Source organism: Caulobacter sp. GW821-FHT10E02 (genome assembly GCF_059415225.1).
The window spans coordinates 140,951-157,647 of record NZ_JBWKMV010000001.1; the positions used below are offsets into that span (position 1 = coordinate 140,951).

The following is a 16,697-nucleotide window of genomic DNA, read 5'->3' on the forward strand; positions in this document are numbered from 1 at the left end:
TGTCACGCCGGGCCATGCTGGCCGCGCTGTCGAGCCTGCCCGCCGTCGCGCCCGTCATCGCCTGCGCCGCGCCGGGCAAGCCGCGCGTGGTGGCCGTCGATCTGGCCCGCGCCAAGGGACCCGTAGACCGGTTCTTCGACCTCTCCGTCGGCTCGGACTATCCCGGCACCCTGATGCGCGCCGACAGCCAGGCGCAGCTGAAGACCGCCGTCGACGAGCTGGGCTTCCGCTACATCCGCTTCCACGGGATCTTCCACGACGTGCTGGGCACGGTGAAGATCAAGGACGGCAAGATCGTCTACGACTGGACCAAGATCGATCAGCTGTACGACACCCTGCTGGCCAAGGGGCTCAAGCCGTTCGTCGAGCTGGGCTTCACGCCCGTGGCGCTGAAGACCTCGGGCAATGCGATCTTCTACTGGCAGGGCAACACCTCGCACCCGAAGCTGGAGCCCTGGCGCGACCTGATCGACGCCTTCGTCCGCCACATCCGCCAGCGCTATGGCGAAGGCGAGGTGCGCACCTGGTTCTTCGAGGTCTGGAACGAGCCCAACCTGAAGGGCTTCTGGGAGGGCGCCGACAAGGCGGCCTATTTCGAGCTCTATGACGTCACCGCCAAGGCCATCAAGGCGATCGACCCGACCTTGCGCGTCGGCGGCCCCTCGACGGCCGGCGGAGCCTGGGTCCCGGAGTTCCTGGCCCACGTGAAGGCCAGCGGCGCGCCGGTCGATTTCGTCACCACCCACACCTACGGCGTCGACGGTGGCTTCGTCGACGAGGCCGGCAAGGAGGACACCAAGCTGTCGGCCTCGCCCGACGCCGTCCTCGGCGACATCCGCCGGGTGCGCCGGGAGATCTCGGCCTCGCCCTTCCCGGACCTGCCGCTCTATTTCACCGAATGGAGCACCAGCTACTCGCCGCGCGATCCCGTCCACGACAGCTATGTCAGCGCGCCCTACATCCTGGAGAAACTGCGGCGCGCCCAGGGCCTGCTGCAAGGCATGAGCTACTGGACCTATAGCGACCTGTTCGAGGAGGGCGGCCCGCCGACCGCGCCGTTCCAGGGCGGCTTCGGCCTGATGAATCCGCAGGGGATCCGCAAGCCGGCGTGGTTCGCCTACAAGTACTTGGCCGCCGTGAAGGGCCAGGCGATCGCCTGTGAGGACGACCGAGTGTTCGCGGCTCGCGACGGCGACCGGGTGGCGGTGCTGGCCTATGACTGGCGGACACCGCAACAGACGGTCAGCAATCGCCCGTTCTACGGCAAGCTTCATCCGTCCACGGATATCGAGCCGCTGAAGCTGCGCCTGGCGGGCCTGAAGCCGGGGTCGTACCGCCTGCGTGTCCGCCGCACCGGCTACCGCAAGAACGACGCCTACAGCGCCTATATCGACATGGGCTCGCCCACCAGCCTGACCGCCGACCAGCTGCGCCAGCTTCAGGGGCTGACCGTAGACGCGCCCGAGATCGATATGCTGGTGAAGACGACCGGCGAGACGATCGTCGACCTGCCGATGCGGTCCAACGACATCGTCCTGGTCGAGCTGACCCCGGCCTAGACTTCGCCGCCGATGCGCTCGATCTCGGCGGCCAGGGCCGGCAGGTCCAGGACGTGCAGGGTGCGGCCGGTCTGGCGGACGATCTCCAGGCTGGCCAGGCGATTGAGCTCGCGGGTCACCGGCTCGCGCTGGCTGCCCAGCAGGGCGGCCAGTTCGGCGTGGGTGGGGCAGGGGGAGATGACGCCGGTCTGGCCGTCCGCGCTGGAGGCCGCGGCCAGGCGCAGGATCTCGATATCGACCCGGCAGGCGACCGAGACGGCGGTCAGTTCGAACAACCGGTCTGTCAGCGAGCGCGTCAGCCCGGCCATGTCTTCGAGCAACGCCCGCATGAAGCGCGGCGAGTCCTCGAACAGCCGGCGGACCAGGCTCTGGGGCAGGCGGGCCAGCCGCGCGTCCTCCAGGGCGACGATGTTGGCTGAGCGCGGCAGGCCGTCGATGGCCGAGATCTCGCCGAAATAGCCGCCCGGCGAAATCCGCCGATAGCCGACCTCGCGCCCTGATTTCGCGTATTGGTTGGCCAAAAGCGCACCCTCCAACAGGAGGTAGATGCCGCCGTCCTGATCGCGCCGTTGCAGGATCATCTCGCCCTTGCCGTAGGCGCGCAGCTCGACGAACGGCGCCAGGGCCTCGATCTCCGCCGGCGTCATGTGCCGGAAGATCTTGTTGGCGCGATAGTCTTTGGACGTTTGCTCGAACATCGTATGGCTGACAGCACGCGGGGGCGATGATGGAATCACGGTCATCGGGTACGCTCCTGCCGTCGACGGGGCGACGCATGAATAGCCGACAGCGGTACAAAGCCTTTATCAGCTATAGTCATCGCGACCGCAAAGTCGCTGAATGGCTCCATCGCGCCTTGGAGACCTACCGCGCGCCGCGCGCCCTGGCGAGCGCCGGGGCCAGCTTGCGTCCCATATTCAGGGATCGTGACGAACTCTCGGCCTCCGCCGACCTCAACCAGGTCATTCGCGATGCGCTGGACCTGTCCGACGCCCTGATCGTGCTGTGCTCGCCGGCCTCGGTCGCCTCGCGCTGGGTGGACCAGGAGGTCGAGTATTTCCTGAAGGGCAGTGGGCTGGCCCGGATCCTCTGCGTGATCACGCCCGAGACGCCGGCGGCGACGCCGCTGTCCGAGGTGCTGCCGCCGTCGCTGGGCGCGGCCCTGCCGGAGGGCGTCGAGCCCTTGGCCGTCGACCTGCGTCCCGACGCCGACGGCAAGCGCCTAGCGCGGCTGAAGATCGCCGCGCGGCTGCTGGGCGTCAGCCTGGATCGCCTGGTCCAGCGCGACGCCCGCCGCCGGCTGCAGGTGATGACCGCCTTCACCTCGGTGGCCGTGGCCATCGCCCTGGGCATGGGGGCCATGACCGTGGTGACCCTGAAGTCGCGGCAGATCGCCCGCGAGCAGCGCGACGAGACCGAGGCCCTGGTCGCGTACATGCTAGGCGACCTGCGCCAGCAGTTGGAGCCCGTCGGCCGCCTCGATCTGCTGGACGGGGTCAGCGCCAAGGTGCTGGCCTACTACGGCAAGGCGCGCACCGACCGGCTGGACGACAAGGCCCTGGCCCAGCGCGCCAAGGCCCAGACCCTGCTGGGCACGATCCGCGAGCAGCGCGGCGACTTGGCCGGGGCCCAGGACGCCTTCGGCCAGGCGGCGGCGACCACCCATGCCCTGGCGGCGCGCGATCCCAGCAATGGCGACCGCATCTTCGACGAGGCCCAGAACGTCTTCTGGCTGGCCTACATGCAGTGGAAGCGCGGCGACTTCGTGCGGGCCGAGCAGGGGATGCGGCGCTATGAGGAACTGGCCCAGCGGCTGGTCGCCTTGAATCCCGACCGCGCGGATTGGCGCATCGAGGTTGGCTACGCCCGCACCAACCTGGGCACCCTGCAGTTCGAGCGGAAGAAGTTCGAGGAGGCCCTCGTCGCCTTCCGGAGCGCCCAGCCCGTGTTCGACGCCGAACTGGCCCGCACGCCCAAGGACAAGGCTCGCATCGTCGACGCCTCCAACAACCTGTCCTGGATAGCCGACTCGTTGATCGGCCTTGGCCGGCCGCGTGAAGCCTTTGTCGAGCGCGAGAAAGCGGCCAAGCTGGTGGCGGATGCGGCGGCGGCCGACCCGGCCGACAAGCGCCTGGCCGCCAAGGACGTGATCACCCAGCTGGCCCTGGCGCGACTGGAACTCGATCTGGGCCGCCTGGCCCAGGCCCAAGCGCGCTCGGACGCCAACATGCGTCGCCTGCACACGCTGGCGGCCTTGGATCCGACGAATGCGCGCTGGCGCGAATATGTGGTGATCGGCCAGATGGACGCGGTCGATATCGAGTGCTGGTCGGGCCGCCTGGCTCAGGCAAGGTCAGGTCACGCCGATGCGGCGGCGGGCCTGGCCAGGCTGCGCGCCGGCGACAAGGAGAGGACCTGGAGGACGGACATGGATGGTCGTCTGGCCAAGCAAGCCGTCATCCTGGCGCAGCAGAGCGGCGATCAGGCCGGGGCGCGCACCTTGGCGGCGGCGCTCCTGGCGGCGCTGAAGGCCGGCAAGGCGGAGGAGACCGCCGAACTGGAAGGCTTCGCGCGGCTGACGCTCGGGCAGGCTTCGGAGGCGGTGTCGGTGCTGGCGCCGAAGCTGACGTCGCTGCCGCTCACCAGTCGCGATGTCCTGGCCCGAGCTCATTTGGCGAGCGGCAATCGCAACCAGGCCGAGAATATCGTGCGTCCGCTCAAAAAAGAGGGTTACGCGCACCCCGCCTTCCTTGCTTTTTGGCGAGATTCCCCTGTAGGTGGAATTTGAAGTCGGGAGGAAGTTGAAATGAGCTACACCGAACCTGAAAACATTGTCACCGTGGTCATCGGTCTCGACCAAAACTACAATTTTATGAATTTCGTCGATCCGGCCGAGCCCACTCGGCTGCGGATGGACTTGAAAGAACGTTCGCTGCTGGTGTTTACGCTGAGCGATCAGCTGATCAATGCCGGCTGGGCCTTCCAGAGCCGCCCGATCGAGATCGATCGTGACTACGGCGCGAACTTCTCCAGCTTCGTCTGGCTCGCCAACAGCGTCGGCGGCGCCGAGGCCGTGCACTCAAGCTTCAAGATCATCTACGAGTGCGCGCGGATGGGCGAATACACCTACAGCCTGCTGATGGTGGACGCGCACGGCCAGCACATCACGCTGGATCCGGTCATCGATAACGGCATCGGTCACATCGACTGACCGCCGGGGCGATGTTCGACCGGGAACAGGTCGCCGCGCTGATCCGGCGCGGCGAGATCCTGGCCGCCTACGACATCGCCCACGCCGCCCTCGAGGCGGGGGAAGGCTCGCGTGAAGTCGCCTACACGGCCGTGCTCTGTCTGGCGCGCGCCGGGGCCGTCGATTTCGCGCGCTCGGAATATGTGCGCCTCGGCCTGGCCGAGGCGCATGACCTCGCGGACGCCGTCGCCTTGGGCGGACGCCTCCTGAAGGACGTCGCCCTGGCGGCGCGCGGACCGCGCCGCATCGCCTTCGCCAAGGCCTCGCTGCGCCGCTACGAGGCCCTGTCCGATCGCTTCGGCGGGCTGTACGGCGCGATCAACGCCGCAACCATGACCCTGGTGGCCGGCGACCGCGCCGGGGCCGCCGCCCGCGCCGCCGCCGTGTTGGCGACGCCGCCGACGCCGGGCCTCTCGGGCGAAGCCGCCTATTACGAGACCGCCAGCCGCGCCGAGGCCTGGTTCCTGGCCGGCGATCCGGACGCCGCGCGCGAAACCCTGGCGGCCGCCGTGGCCTTCGCGCCCCGCGCCTTCGCCGCCCACGCCTCGACCCTGCGCCAGCTGGAGATGCTGTGCCGCGAAACGGGCGCCGACGCCGGTTGGCTGGCGCCGTTCCGGCCGCCCGTCTGCGCCCACTTCACCGGCCACATCACCGACCTGCCGGAAGACGACCTGCGCCAGCGGATCGACTCGGTCCTGCGCGAGCAGCGCGTCGGCTCGGGCTATGGCGGCCTGGCGGCGGGGGCGGACATCCTGTTCGCCGAGGCGCTGCTGGACGCCGGGGCCGAACTGCACGTCGTCCTGCCGGTCAGCCGCGCCTCGTTCGTCGAGGTCTCGGTCGCGCCGTACGGCGAGGACTGGGTCCCCCGTTTCGACCGTTGCCTGGCCCACGCCACCTCGGTCCGCTACGCCGCGCAGGACCCCTATCGCGGCGACGAGCAGGTGTTTGCCTATTCCAGCCAATTCGCCATGGGCTGCGCGGTGCTGAGGGCCGAGACCCTATCGACCGAGGCGATCCAACTTGCCGTCTGGGACGGCTGCGATGCGCCGGGTCCGGCCGGGGCCTCGGCCGACATGGCCTATTGGGCGAGAAGCGGTCGGCGGCTCGCGGTCATCGACATTCAGCGCCCACCGCAGCCTGCGCGGCCAACCTCGGCGCTGGCGGGGCCGGAGCGACGGGCCATGAAGGCCATGCTGTTCGCCGACGTCCAGGGCTTCGGCGCCCTGCGCGACGACCAGATCCCGGCCTTCATCGAAGGCGTGATGGGGCGCATGGCCGAGACGGTCGAAGGGCTGGCCGCGCCGCCTCGCCATGTCGAGACCTGGGGCGACGGCCTGTTCCTGGTCTTCGAGCAGCCGATCGACGCGGCCCTGGCCGCCCTGGCGCTGCTGGAGGGGCATCGGGGGCTGGACCTCGCGGCCCTGGGTCTGCCGCGCGGTCTTGGCCTGCGCATCAGCGGCCACTACGGGCCCGTGCATCTGCGGACCAATCCGCTGACCAAGGCGCCGGCGGTGATCGGGGCCCACGTGGTCGTCGCCGCCCGCATCGAGCCGGATGTCGCCCCCGGCTCGGCCTATGTCAGCGAAGCCCTGGCGGGGGCGCTGGCGACCTTCCACGGCGACCGCGTCCGCTGTGGCTATGTCGGCCGCACCCAGAGCCGCAAGGGCTTCGCGGCCACCCCCATCTTCAGCCTGTCGCGCGCGCTCTAGGCGTATCGCCAGAGATCGTAAACTTCTCCGGGAAAAACCGTAATTTTTCCCGATGTGCATATCCGCACATCCAGACCACCCCCTCACCGAACATGGTTCAGCTGTCGACCGCGACGGGCAGCAACCCATTCCCTGGATTAAGCCCGCCGCCGGCCGCGTGAACCGACTGGGGACCCGGCCACCCGCCGGCCGGGTCCTCTTTTTCGAAGCCTTAGCCAGGTCGGGTGGTCCGACCTCAGAACAGGAGCCGCGCCGTGCATTTCGACGACATCTTCTCGGACGCCTCGACCGCCCCGGAAACCGGCAAGACCTTCCTGCGCCACGCCCTGCGCGTCTGGGCCCGCGAGAACGGCGTGACCGACGACCAGCTGCCCAGCGTGGTCCACAACATCCTGGATTTCGCCGTCGGTTCGCTCCGCGGCGGTCACCAGCAAGGCCTCAGCGCCTGATCCCCTTGTCGTCCCGATGGGGGCATCGGGGACGACGAATGGGCGGAGCCCAGTGTGTGCGGAACGCGCGGGCCACCGTCGCGAAGGACCCGGGCAGAGGGGCTGCCCCGGGTCCTTCGCAGCATCTGAGTAACAGAGGAGACGAGACATGCTGGCCTTGCTGAGCCTCTTCGACAGCCCGGTCGTCCGCTTGCTGGCGGAGATCCTGGCGGTGGCCCTGCTGCCGACCGTGGTGTTCCTGGTCCTGCGGCTGCTGGGCGCCGAGACGCGTCTGGCTCAATCGCGGGAGCTGGCCGGTGACCTGTCCGTCGATCGCGACCGCATCCTGGCCGAGCTGGCCCTGACCCGCGAGCGCCTGACCGAGACCCGCCAGGCCGCCGGCCGGGCCCAAGCCGAGGCCGCTGACCGCGAGGTCCGGCTCAAGGCCCTGGCCAATGTCCATCGCGACCTCGGCGAGCGCCGCTCGCTCATCGACAGCTTCCGCGACTCGCAACTCTGATCCGCCGCCAACCCCGCGTTAACGGCCCCGGGCGCTATCTATCGGCGAGCGCGGGTTGGATCGCGCGGGGGCGGCGCGTTGAATTGTCTCTGGAGCCTGGATCGGGACGGCTGCATTCAGCACATGAATGACGCTGCGGAAACGTGCGGCGGCGCCACCCTGGCGCAGGCGCGCGGCACGCTGTGGCGGGACCGCTGGCCCGAGCAGAACCGCTTCTCCGTCGATCGCGCCGTGGCCTCGGCCGCCGAGGGCCGGGTGGCCCATTTCCGCACCTTCGACGCCCGCATCGGCGGAACCCGCAAGTATCACGACACCACGGTCGCGCCGGTCTGCGACGCCGACGGCGCGGTGATCTCGCTGGTCGCCGTCTCGCACGACGTCACCGCCGAGGTCGAGGCCGAGGCCCTGATGCGCTCGGTCGTCCAGTCGCTGCCGTCGCCCCTGACCGTGAAGTCGGCCCAGAGCCGCCGCTACGTGCTGTGGAACCGCGCGGCCGAGACCCTGTTCCGCGTCGATGCCGAAGACGCCCTGGGCCGCACGCCCGAAGAGGTGCTCGACCCGGACCTGGCCAGGCAGGTCGCCGTCGCCGATCCCGAGACCCTGCGGACGGGCGAGACCCGCGTCGCCGAGGGCGTGGTGCTGCCGCCGTCGCTGGGCGGCGGGGTGTTCGACATCAAGTCGCTGGCCACCTTCGACGACCAGGGGCCGCGCCACGTCATCTGTCTGGGCGAGGACATCACCGAACGGCGCGAACAGGCGCGGGCGCTGCGCGTCGCTCTCGACACGGCCGAACGCGCCAGCCAGGCCAAGAGCGCCTTCCTGGCCAATATGAGCCACGAGGTCCGCACACCGATGCACGGCATCGTCGCCGGGGCCGACATGCTGGCCGCCGCGGCGCTGGACCCGAAGGCGCGCGAGCTGGTCGACATCATCCGCGGTGCGGGACGGACACTGGAGCGGCTGCTCGACGACCTGCTGGACGTGGTCCAGATCGAGGACGACCGCATCCGCATCGAGGCCGCGCCCTTCAACCTGGGTGAGCTGTTGCGCTCGATCGAGGCCACGGCCCGACTGGTCCTGGAGGAGGGCGCGGTCGAGTTCTCGGCCAACCTCGCGCCCGACCTGAACGCCGACGTGGTTGGCGACGGCGTGCGCCTGGGCCAGGTGATCGGCAATCTGGTGCGCAACGCCGTCAAGTTCACCGAGCAGGGCGAGGTCACGCTGGCGGTGACGCGCGGGGCAGGGGACCGGGTCCGTTTCGAGGTCGCCGACACCGGCATCGGTTTCGACGCGGCCGAGAAGGCGCGGATCTTCGAGCGCTTCCAGCAGGCCGACGCCTCGATCACCCGCCGTTTCGGCGGCATGGGGCTGGGTCTGTCGATCTCGCGCGACCTGGTGGCCCTGATGGGGGGGACCCTCGACTGCGAGAGCGCGCCGGGCGAGGGGGCCAGGTTCTGGTTCGAGCTGCCGCTGCCGCCCGCGCCGGCCAATGACGTGTACGGATCGACGCCGGTCGCCCCGGAGCGGGCGCTACGGGTCCTGGTCGCCGACGACCACCCGGCCAATCGTCGCATCGTCGAGCTGATGCTGGCCGAATCGGCCGAGGTCACCTGCGTCGAGAACGGCCTCGAAGCCGTGCGCGCCTATCTCGACGACCGGCCCGACGTGGTGCTGATGGACATGCAGATGCCGGTCATGGACGGCCTCTCGGCGGTCAGCGAGATCCGCCGCCTGGAAGCCGCCGGCGGCCAGGAACGGCGGCCGATCGTCATGCTGACGGCCAATGCCGGCGACGAGCACATCCGCGCCAGCCTGGAGGCCGGCGCCGACCGCCATTTGCAGAAGCCGATCACCGCCGCCAGCCTGTTCGGGGCCTTGCAAGCCGTCCTCTGACGGCTGTCCCTCTCGCGCGCGTGAGAAACTGCGCGTTGTGGACAGAATGTCGCAGCCCTTGAGGTTGCCGAGTTTACCTTAATTTAAGCCGGAGACCCTCACCTTAGGTGGTAGGTATAGTACCGTTCTGCCATCGGACTATATTTGCGCGTGGGGGCGAATGTGTCAGGCGAACTTGAGAGTTCAGTTGTCCGCTTTTCGGATAACGTGACAATTTCAAATATTTCGGACGCGCACGATATTCTGCGCACCGCCCTTGAGCGTAACAGTTCTATTACAATCGAAATTGACGGCCTCGAAGAGGCGGACCTTACCTTTGTTCAACTGATCGAGTCCGCGCGGCGTTCCGCTGCGGAAGGCGGACGCTCGATCCAGTTGCGGCAAGCTGCTCAAGGCGCGGTGCTGCAGGTCCTGCAACGAGGCGGCTTCCTGGATCCCGAAGACCGGGACCGGAAGGACTTCTGGCTTCAAGGGGCGACTGAACAATGACCGCGATCCTCACCGTCGATGACTCGGCCTCCATCCGCGCCGCCATCAAGATCGCCCTGACCGGCGAAGGCTACAGCGTCACCGAGGCCGCCCACGGCGCCGAAGGCCTGGACAAGGCCTCGGCCGGCGGCTTCGACCTGATCGTCACGGACCTGAACATGCCGATCATGGACGGCCTGACCATGATCCGCGAACTGCGCCAGCGCCCCGCCGGCGCGGGCGTGCCGATCCTGTTCCTGACCACCGAGAGCGACGCCGACGTGAAGGCGCAGGCCAAGGCGGCCGGCGCCACCGGCTGGCTGACCAAGCCCTTCGATCCCGAGCAACTGGTCCGCGTCGTCAAGAAAGTCCTCGCCAAATGAGCGGCCTCGATCCCATCGAGACGTTCCGCCAGGAGGCCCAGGAGCTGCTGGAGCAGGTCGAACAGGGCCTGCTCGACCTGGCGCGCCGTCCTGGGGATCGGGCGCTCATCGACACCATCTTCCGGGGTCTGCACACCCTGAAGGGCTCGGGGGCCATGTTCGGCTTCGACGCCCTGGCCGCCTTCACTCACCACTGCGAAACCGCCTTCGATCGCGTCCGCAAGGGCGAGGTGCCGGCCTCGCCGAGCCTGGTCTCGGCCGTGCTGGCCGCCCAGGACCACATGCGCGCCCTGGCCGAGGGCACGCCCGTGGACGCCGGCGCCGGTGAGGCGCTGCTGGCCGACCTGCAGGCCGCCATCGACGGCGGCGACGCCGCGCCGACCGCCGCCGCGCCGGTCGCGCCGGGCCTCAACACCTTCAAGATCCGCTTCAGCCTGCCGGCCGACGCCCTGATCAACGGCGCGCGCCCGCTGCCGCTGCTGGACGAGCTGCGCGACTTGGGCGAGGCCCGCGTGCGGGTCATCGCCGACGACGTCCCGCCGCTCAACGAGCTGGTCCCCGCCGAGTGCCGACTGGCCTGGGAAGTTCTGCTGACCACCAAGCACGACCGCGACGCCATCGACGACGTCTTCATCTTCGTGATCGACGAGATGACGCTGGAGGTCGAGGACCTGACCGCCGCCGCCGTCGAAGAACCCGAGGTCGAGACCGTCGTCGTTCTGGAAGACGCTCCGGTCGCCGCCAACGCCCCCGCCGAAGCCGGCCGCGCCGCCAAGTCCGGCGACACCGTCCGCGTCCCGGCCGAGCGCCTCGACGAGATGATGGACCGCGTCGGCGAGCTGGTCATCGCCCAGTCGCGCCTGAAGCAGCTGGCCGCGTCCAGCACCGACGTCGCCCTGCGCGCCGTGGCCGAGGAGATCGAACGCCTGGCCTCGGAAATGCGCGACACCATGATGGTCGTGCGCATGGTGCCGATCGCCCAGCTGTTCGGCCGCTTCCGCCGCCTGATCCACGACCTGGAGCGCGACACCGGCAAGCAGATCGAGCTGTCGACCGAAGGCGAGACCACCGAGCTGGACAAGACGGTGATCGAGCGCCTGGCCGACCCGCTGATCCACCTGATCCGCAACTCGGCCGACCACGGCCTGGAAGGCGCCGAGCAGCGCGCCGCCGCCGGCAAGCCGGCCATCGGCAAGATCATGCTGGCCGCTCGCCAGTCGGGCGCCGAGGTGGTGATCACCATCACCGACGACGGCCGTGGCGTCGACCGCGCCCGCGTCCGCGCCAAGGCGGAAGAGAACGGCCTGATCCAGCCGGGTCAGGTGCTGAGCGACAATGAGCTGCTGCAACTGATCTTCGCGCCCGGCTTCTCGACCGCGGCGGCGATCACCAACCTGTCGGGCCGCGGCGTCGGCATGGACGTGGTCAAGAAGACCATCGAGGGCCTGCGCGGTTCGATCGAGATCACCTCGATGCCGGGCGAAGGCTCGGTGGTGTCGCTGCGCATCCCGCTGACCCTGGCCATCATCGATGGCCTGCTGGTCCGCGTCGGCACGGGCCGCTACGTGATCCCGCTGGCCACGGTCGAGGAATGCGTCGAGCTGACCCCGGCCCAGGACCTGCGCTCCACCGGCCGCAACCTGATCACCCTGCGTGACGAGCTGGTGCCGTTCCTGCGCCTGCGCGAGCAGTTCGCGACGGGCACGGCGCCGGACCTGCACCAGAAGATCGTCGTCGTCGCCACCGGCCAGGACCGGGTGGGCCTGGTCGTCGACCAGATCCTTGGCGACCACCAGACGGTCATCAAGCCGCTGTCCAGCTTCCACGCCGATGTCGGCGCCTTCTCGGGCGCGACGATCATGGGCGACGGCGGCGTGGCCCTGATCCTGGACATTCCCGCCCTGGTCAGCCTGGGCCAACGCCACGATGCGCAACTGCGCGCGGCCGGGTGAGGGGAGACGTCATGACCCAAGACACCATCGAGGCCCTGACCTTCGACCTGCAGGGCGAGACCTTCGCCCTCGAGGCCGGCTATGTGCGCGAGGTCCTGGACCTGCTGCCCGAGACCCCGGTCCCGGGCGCGCCGGCCTTCGTCGGCGCCGTGATCAACTTCCGTGGCCGCGTGATCCCGCTGGTGGACCTGCGCATGGCCTTCGATATGACCGTGGGCGAGACCACGATCGACAACCGCATCGTCGTCATCGAGCACCCGCTGGACGGCGAGCCCACCCTGATCGGCCTGCGCGCCGACAAGGTGCACGAGGTGACCTCGATCACCGCCGACACCACCGAGGAAGCCCCTCGCGTCGGCATGCGCTGGCGGGCGGACTTCATCCGCCGCCTGGTCCGCCGCAACGGCGACGTGATCGTGCTGCCCGACCTCGACCAGATTTTCGCCGCGCGGGGCCAATCGGGCCCCGTGACCGCCCTCCACACTGCTCAACGCTGATCGCCCGGAGTTTCCCATGCGACTGACCATCAAGCTTCAGCTCGGCCTGGCCTTCGGGTTCGTGATCGCCCTGCTGCTCATCGGCAACGTCTTCGGCATCACCAGCCTGGCCAAGACGAACAAGGCCCTCAACGACATGGTGGACGGCCCGGCGACGCGCCTGGAAGCCGCCCAGCAGCTGAACATCCACCTGCTGAACATCGTGCGCGCCGAAAAGAACATGATCCTCGTCGGCTCGCCCGAGGAAGTGAACAAGCTGGAAGCCTCGATCGACAAGGAACGCCAGGACTTCGAAGGCTTGCTGGCCAAGGCCGAAGGCATGGCCACGGCCGAGGGCAAGCCCAAGTGGCAGTCGCTGGGTTCGGCCTTCGACCAGATGATGGAAGTGCACGGCCGCGTGCTGGCCATGGCCACCTCGGACCGCGACGCCGAAGCCACCGCTCTCTCGATGGGCGACGGCCGCAAGGCCGTGGTCGAGGCCGGCGCTCGCGTCCAGGAACTGGTCGAGCTGTCGAAGGCCCAACTGGACGGCGCGACCGACAAGGCCGACGCTGACTTCGCCAACACCCGGAACCTGCTGATCGGTCTGTCGATCATCTCGCTGCTCGGCGCGGCCGTCGCGGCGCTCTACATCTCGATGGCGGTCAGCAAGGGCCTGAACCGCGCTTCGGACGCCGTGAAGATGGTGGCCGACGGCGACCTGACCAAGTCGATCGAGATCACCACGCGCGACGAGATCGGTGACCTGCTGGGCCACGTGAACATCATGATCGAGCGCCTGCGCGGCGTGGTCGCCGACGCCATCTCGGCCTCGGAGAACGTCTCGGCCGGCAGCCAGGAACTGTCCGCGACCTCGGAGCAGATGAGCCAGGGCGCCACCGAGCAGGCCTCGGCCGCCGAACAGGCCTCTGCCTCGATGGAAGAGATGGCCGCCAACATCAAGCAGAACGCCGACAATGCCTCGCAGACCGAGAAGATCGCCCGCCAGTCGGCGATCGACGCCGAGACCTCGGGCGCGGCCGTCAGCAAGGCCGTCGACGCCATGCAGACGATCGCCGAGAAGATCACCATCGTTCAGGAGATCGCTCGCCAGACCGACCTGCTGGCCCTGAACGCGGCGGTGGAAGCCGCTCGCGCCGGCGAACATGGCCGTGGCTTCGCGGTCGTCGCTTCGGAAGTGCGCAAGCTGGCCGAACGCAGCCAGACTGCCGCCGCCGAGATCAGCGCCGTGTCGTCGGACACCGTCAAGGCCGCCCAGTCGGCCGGCGAGATGCTGACCAGCCTGGTGCCGAACATCCGCAAGACCGCCGAGCTGGTCGCCGAGATCAGCGCCGCCTGCCGCGAGCAGGACATCGGCTCGTCGCAGATCAACGAAGCGATCCAGCAGCTGGACAAGGTCACCCAGCAGAACGCCAGCGCCTCGGAAGAGATGTCGGCGACCTCGGAAGAGCTGGCTGCTCAAGCCGAGGAGCTGCAGGCCTCGATCGCCTACTTCCGCACGGACTCGCACGGTGGCCAGCGCGCTCCGGTGCGTAAGGCCGCGCCGGTGAAGCGCGCCGCGCCGCCCGCCTCGGCCCGCAAGGCTCCGGCCAAGCCGGCCGGTCGTCCGGTGGCGGCGCAGCAGGCCCGCGCGGCCGGCTTCGCCCTGGACCTGACCAACGGCGGCCCTGACGCCGATGATGCAGATTTTAAACAATACGCCTGATCGTGACGACACCGGGGCCCTCCGTCGGGCCCCGGTGCAGTACTGAGGGGGATTTCAGATGCGCCTGACCATCAAGCTCAAACTCGCCGCCGCCTTCGGCTTCCTGATCCTTCTGCTGGTCGGGACGTCGTTGTTTGGTCTCTCGGGCCTTTCGGGCGCGAACCGCGAGATGGACGCCTTGGTGGCCGGGCCCGCCGCGCGCCTCAAGGCCGCGCAGCAGCTGAACATCCACATGCTGAACGTGGTGCGCTCCGAGAAGAACCTCGTCAGCGTCGACTCCGCCGCCCAGGCCAAACAACTGGCCGACAAGATCGACGAAGAGCGCCAAACGTTCGACGATCTGCTGACCAAGACCAAGCAGAAGGCCTCTCCCGAAGGTCTGCCCAAGTGGGAGGCGCTGGGCCATTCGTGGAAGCGTTTCGGCCAGGTCGATGATCGCCTGCGCGAGCTGGTCGACCAGGGCCGCAAGGCCGACGCCATGGCCCTGTCGATCGGCGAGTCCCGCCAACTGGTCGGTGAGATCGGCGATCAGGTCCAGGGCCTGGTCGAGCTGTCCGACAGCCAGCTGGAAGCCTCGATCAACAAGGCCGACGCCGACTTCGCCCGCCTGCGCGTCATCCTGATCAGCCTGATCGTCGTGGCCGTGCTGGCCGCCGTCGGCGCCGCGACCTGGATCGCCATGAACATCAGCAAGGGCCTGAAGAGCATCGCCGGTCTGGCCGACGCCGTGGCCCTGGGCGACCTCGACCAGCAGGTCCAGGCGACCGGCAACGACGAGATCAAGGACCTGATCGAGACGGTCAACCGCATGGCCGCCAACCTGCGCGCCACCGCCGACCTGGCCGACAAGATCGCCGACGGCGACCTGACGGTGCAGGTCAAGCCGCTGTCGGACAAGGACGCCCTGGGCCAGGCCCTGGAGCGCATGGTCGAGCGTCTGCGCGGCGTGGTGGTCGATGCGATCGCCGCCTCGGAGAATGTCTCGGCCGGCAGCCAGCAGCTTTCGGCGACCTCGGAGCAGATGAGCCAGGGCGCGACGGAGCAGGCTACCGCCACCGAACAGGCCTCGGCCTCGATGGAAGAGATGTCGGCCAACATCAAGCAGAACGCCGACAACGCCAGCCAGACCGAGAAGATCGCCCGCCAGTCGGCGATCGACGCCGAGACCTCGGGCACCGCGGTCAGCAAGGCCGTCGATGCGATGCAGACCATCGCCGAGAAGATCACCATCGTTCAGGAGATCGCTCGCCAGACCGACCTGCTGGCCCTGAACGCGGCGGTGGAAGCCGCTCGCGCCGGCGAACATGGCCGTGGCTTCGCGGTCGTCGCTTCGGAAGTGCGCAAGCTGGCCGAACGCAGCCAGACTGCCGCCGCCGAGATCAGCGCCGTGTCGTCGGACACCGTCAAGGCCGCCCAGTCGGCCGGCGAGATGCTGAGCGGTCTCGTCCCCAACATCCGCAAGACCGCCGAGCTGGTCGCCGAGATCAGCGCCGCCTGCCGCGAGCAGGACATCGGCTCGTCGCAGATCAACGAAGCGATCCAGCAGCTGGACAAGGTCACCCAGCAGAACGCCAGCGCCTCGGAAGAGATGTCGGCGACCTCGGAAGAGCTGGCTGCTCAAGCCGAGGAGCTGCAGGTCTCGATCGCCTATTTCCGCACCGAAGCCGGCGGCCGTCCGGCCCCGCGCAAGGCCGCCCCGCGCGCCGTCGCGGCCAAGCGTTCGCCAGCGCCGACCGTGCGCAAGCCCGGCCGCAACGCCGTGGCCAGCCAGCAGGCCCGCGTGGCCGGCTTCGCCCTCGACCTGACGAGCGGCGGCCCCGACGACGCCGACGCCGATTTCAAGGAATACGCCTCGTGAGCGGATCGACCGAACAGTTCGTCACCCTGGGCCTCGGCGCCGAGGTCTTCGCGGTGCCCGTGGCCCTGGTCCGCGAGATCCTCGACTACGCCAAGCCGTTCGGCATCCCCGACGGTCCGGCCTATCTGCTGGGCCTGACTGACGTGCGCGGTCGCGGCGCCCCGACCCTGGACCTGCGCGTGAAGCTGGGTTTGCCCGCCGTGCCGCCGGACGGCGCGACGCGCATCCTGGTGGTCGACGTGCCGGTCGAGGATCGCACCCTGTCGCTGGGCCTGGTCGCCGATCGGGTGATCGAGGTGGTGTCTTTCGACGCCAGCCAGATCGAGGCCTCGCCGGACATCGGCGTGCCGTGGCGGTCGGAATACATCCGCGGCGTCGTGCGCCGTGAGACGGGCTTCGTCGTGATCTTCGACCTGGCCCGTCTGCTGACCAGCCAGGACGCCGCCTACCTCGCTCAAGCCGCCTGAGATCGGAT

The 16,697-nt window shown here is 69.0% G+C and carries 15 protein-coding genes; 14 read left to right on the top strand and 1 reads right to left on the bottom strand.

What is annotated here, in order from left to right:
• The first annotated feature begins 56 nt into the window (after positions 1-56).
• Entirely contained in the window at positions 57-1,559 is a 1,503-nt protein-coding gene (locus tag AC07NI_RS00720; RefSeq protein WP_494618195.1) for a GH39 family glycosyl hydrolase, read from the top strand.
• Here the strand turns inward: AC07NI_RS00720 and AC07NI_RS00725 are convergent.
• Positions 1,556-2,302, bottom strand: coding sequence for a Crp/Fnr family transcriptional regulator (locus tag AC07NI_RS00725; protein WP_494614888.1), 747 nt, complete (start codon positions 2,300-2,302; stop codon positions 1,556-1,558). The two genes, AC07NI_RS00720 and AC07NI_RS00725, sit on opposite strands and share 4 nt — an antisense overlap.
• A gap of 32 nt (positions 2,303-2,334) precedes the next feature.
• Here AC07NI_RS00725 and AC07NI_RS00730 point away from each other — a divergent pair, with 32 nt between their 5' ends.
• The 13 genes from AC07NI_RS00730 (at position 2,335) to AC07NI_RS00790 (ending at position 16,689) form a co-directional block, all read left to right on the top strand.
• On the top strand, positions 2,335-4,347 hold the full coding sequence (locus AC07NI_RS00730; protein WP_494614889.1) for a toll/interleukin-1 receptor domain-containing protein: 2,013 nt from the start codon (positions 2,335-2,337) through the stop codon (positions 4,345-4,347).
• A gap of 18 nt (positions 4,348-4,365) precedes the next feature.
• Complete coding sequence (locus tag AC07NI_RS00735; RefSeq protein WP_494614890.1) at positions 4,366-4,770, top strand: hypothetical protein; 405 nt, start codon at positions 4,366-4,368, stop codon at positions 4,768-4,770.
• Positions 4,771-4,781: 11 nt separating this feature from the next.
• Positions 4,782-6,518: an adenylate/guanylate cyclase domain-containing protein gene (locus AC07NI_RS00740; protein WP_494614891.1), complete on the top strand. Its 1,737-nt coding sequence runs from the start codon at positions 4,782-4,784 to the stop codon at positions 6,516-6,518.
• Between the two features lie 254 nt (positions 6,519-6,772).
• The gene (locus AC07NI_RS00745; RefSeq protein ID WP_494614892.1) at positions 6,773-6,967 is read left to right on the top strand and encodes a hypothetical protein; all 195 of its coding nucleotides are present in this window, start codon (positions 6,773-6,775) and stop codon (positions 6,965-6,967) included.
• Between the two features lie 148 nt (positions 6,968-7,115).
• Positions 7,116-7,466, top strand: coding sequence for a hypothetical protein (locus AC07NI_RS00750; RefSeq protein ID WP_494614893.1), 351 nt, complete (start codon positions 7,116-7,118; stop codon positions 7,464-7,466).
• 78 nt (positions 7,467-7,544) lie between these two features.
• Positions 7,545-9,359: a PAS domain-containing hybrid sensor histidine kinase/response regulator gene (locus AC07NI_RS00755; protein ID WP_494614894.1), complete on the top strand. Its 1,815-nt coding sequence runs from the start codon at positions 7,545-7,547 to the stop codon at positions 9,357-9,359.
• 162 nt (positions 9,360-9,521) lie between these two features.
• Positions 9,522-9,848, top strand: coding sequence for an STAS domain-containing protein (locus AC07NI_RS00760; RefSeq protein WP_494614895.1), 327 nt, complete (start codon positions 9,522-9,524; stop codon positions 9,846-9,848).
• Positions 9,845-10,210 (top strand): response regulator, encoded by a 366-nt coding sequence (locus tag AC07NI_RS00765; protein WP_125159379.1) that lies wholly within the window; start codon positions 9,845-9,847, stop codon positions 10,208-10,210. Before AC07NI_RS00760 ends, AC07NI_RS00765 begins: the two co-directional genes overlap by 4 nt.
• On the top strand, positions 10,207-12,162 hold the full coding sequence (locus tag AC07NI_RS00770; protein WP_494614896.1) for a chemotaxis protein CheA: 1,956 nt from the start codon (positions 10,207-10,209) through the stop codon (positions 12,160-12,162). The genes AC07NI_RS00765 and AC07NI_RS00770 overlap by 4 nt, the downstream gene beginning before the upstream one ends.
• Before the next feature lie 11 nt (positions 12,163-12,173).
• Complete coding sequence (locus AC07NI_RS00775; protein ID WP_494614897.1) at positions 12,174-12,659, top strand: chemotaxis protein CheW; 486 nt, start codon at positions 12,174-12,176, stop codon at positions 12,657-12,659.
• Positions 12,660-12,675: 16 nt separating this feature from the next.
• On the top strand, positions 12,676-14,364 hold the full coding sequence (locus tag AC07NI_RS00780; protein WP_494614898.1) for a methyl-accepting chemotaxis protein: 1,689 nt from the start codon (positions 12,676-12,678) through the stop codon (positions 14,362-14,364).
• Between the two features lie 58 nt (positions 14,365-14,422).
• The gene (locus AC07NI_RS00785) at positions 14,423-16,222 is read left to right on the top strand and encodes a methyl-accepting chemotaxis protein (RefSeq protein ID WP_494614899.1); all 1,800 of its coding nucleotides are present in this window, start codon (positions 14,423-14,425) and stop codon (positions 16,220-16,222) included.
• A complete protein-coding gene (locus AC07NI_RS00790) occupies positions 16,219-16,689 on the top strand; it encodes a chemotaxis protein CheW (RefSeq protein WP_494614900.1) in 471 nt (156 codons plus the stop codon). Before AC07NI_RS00785 ends, AC07NI_RS00790 begins: the two co-directional genes overlap by 4 nt.
• The last annotated feature ends 8 nt before the right edge of the window (positions 16,690-16,697 follow it).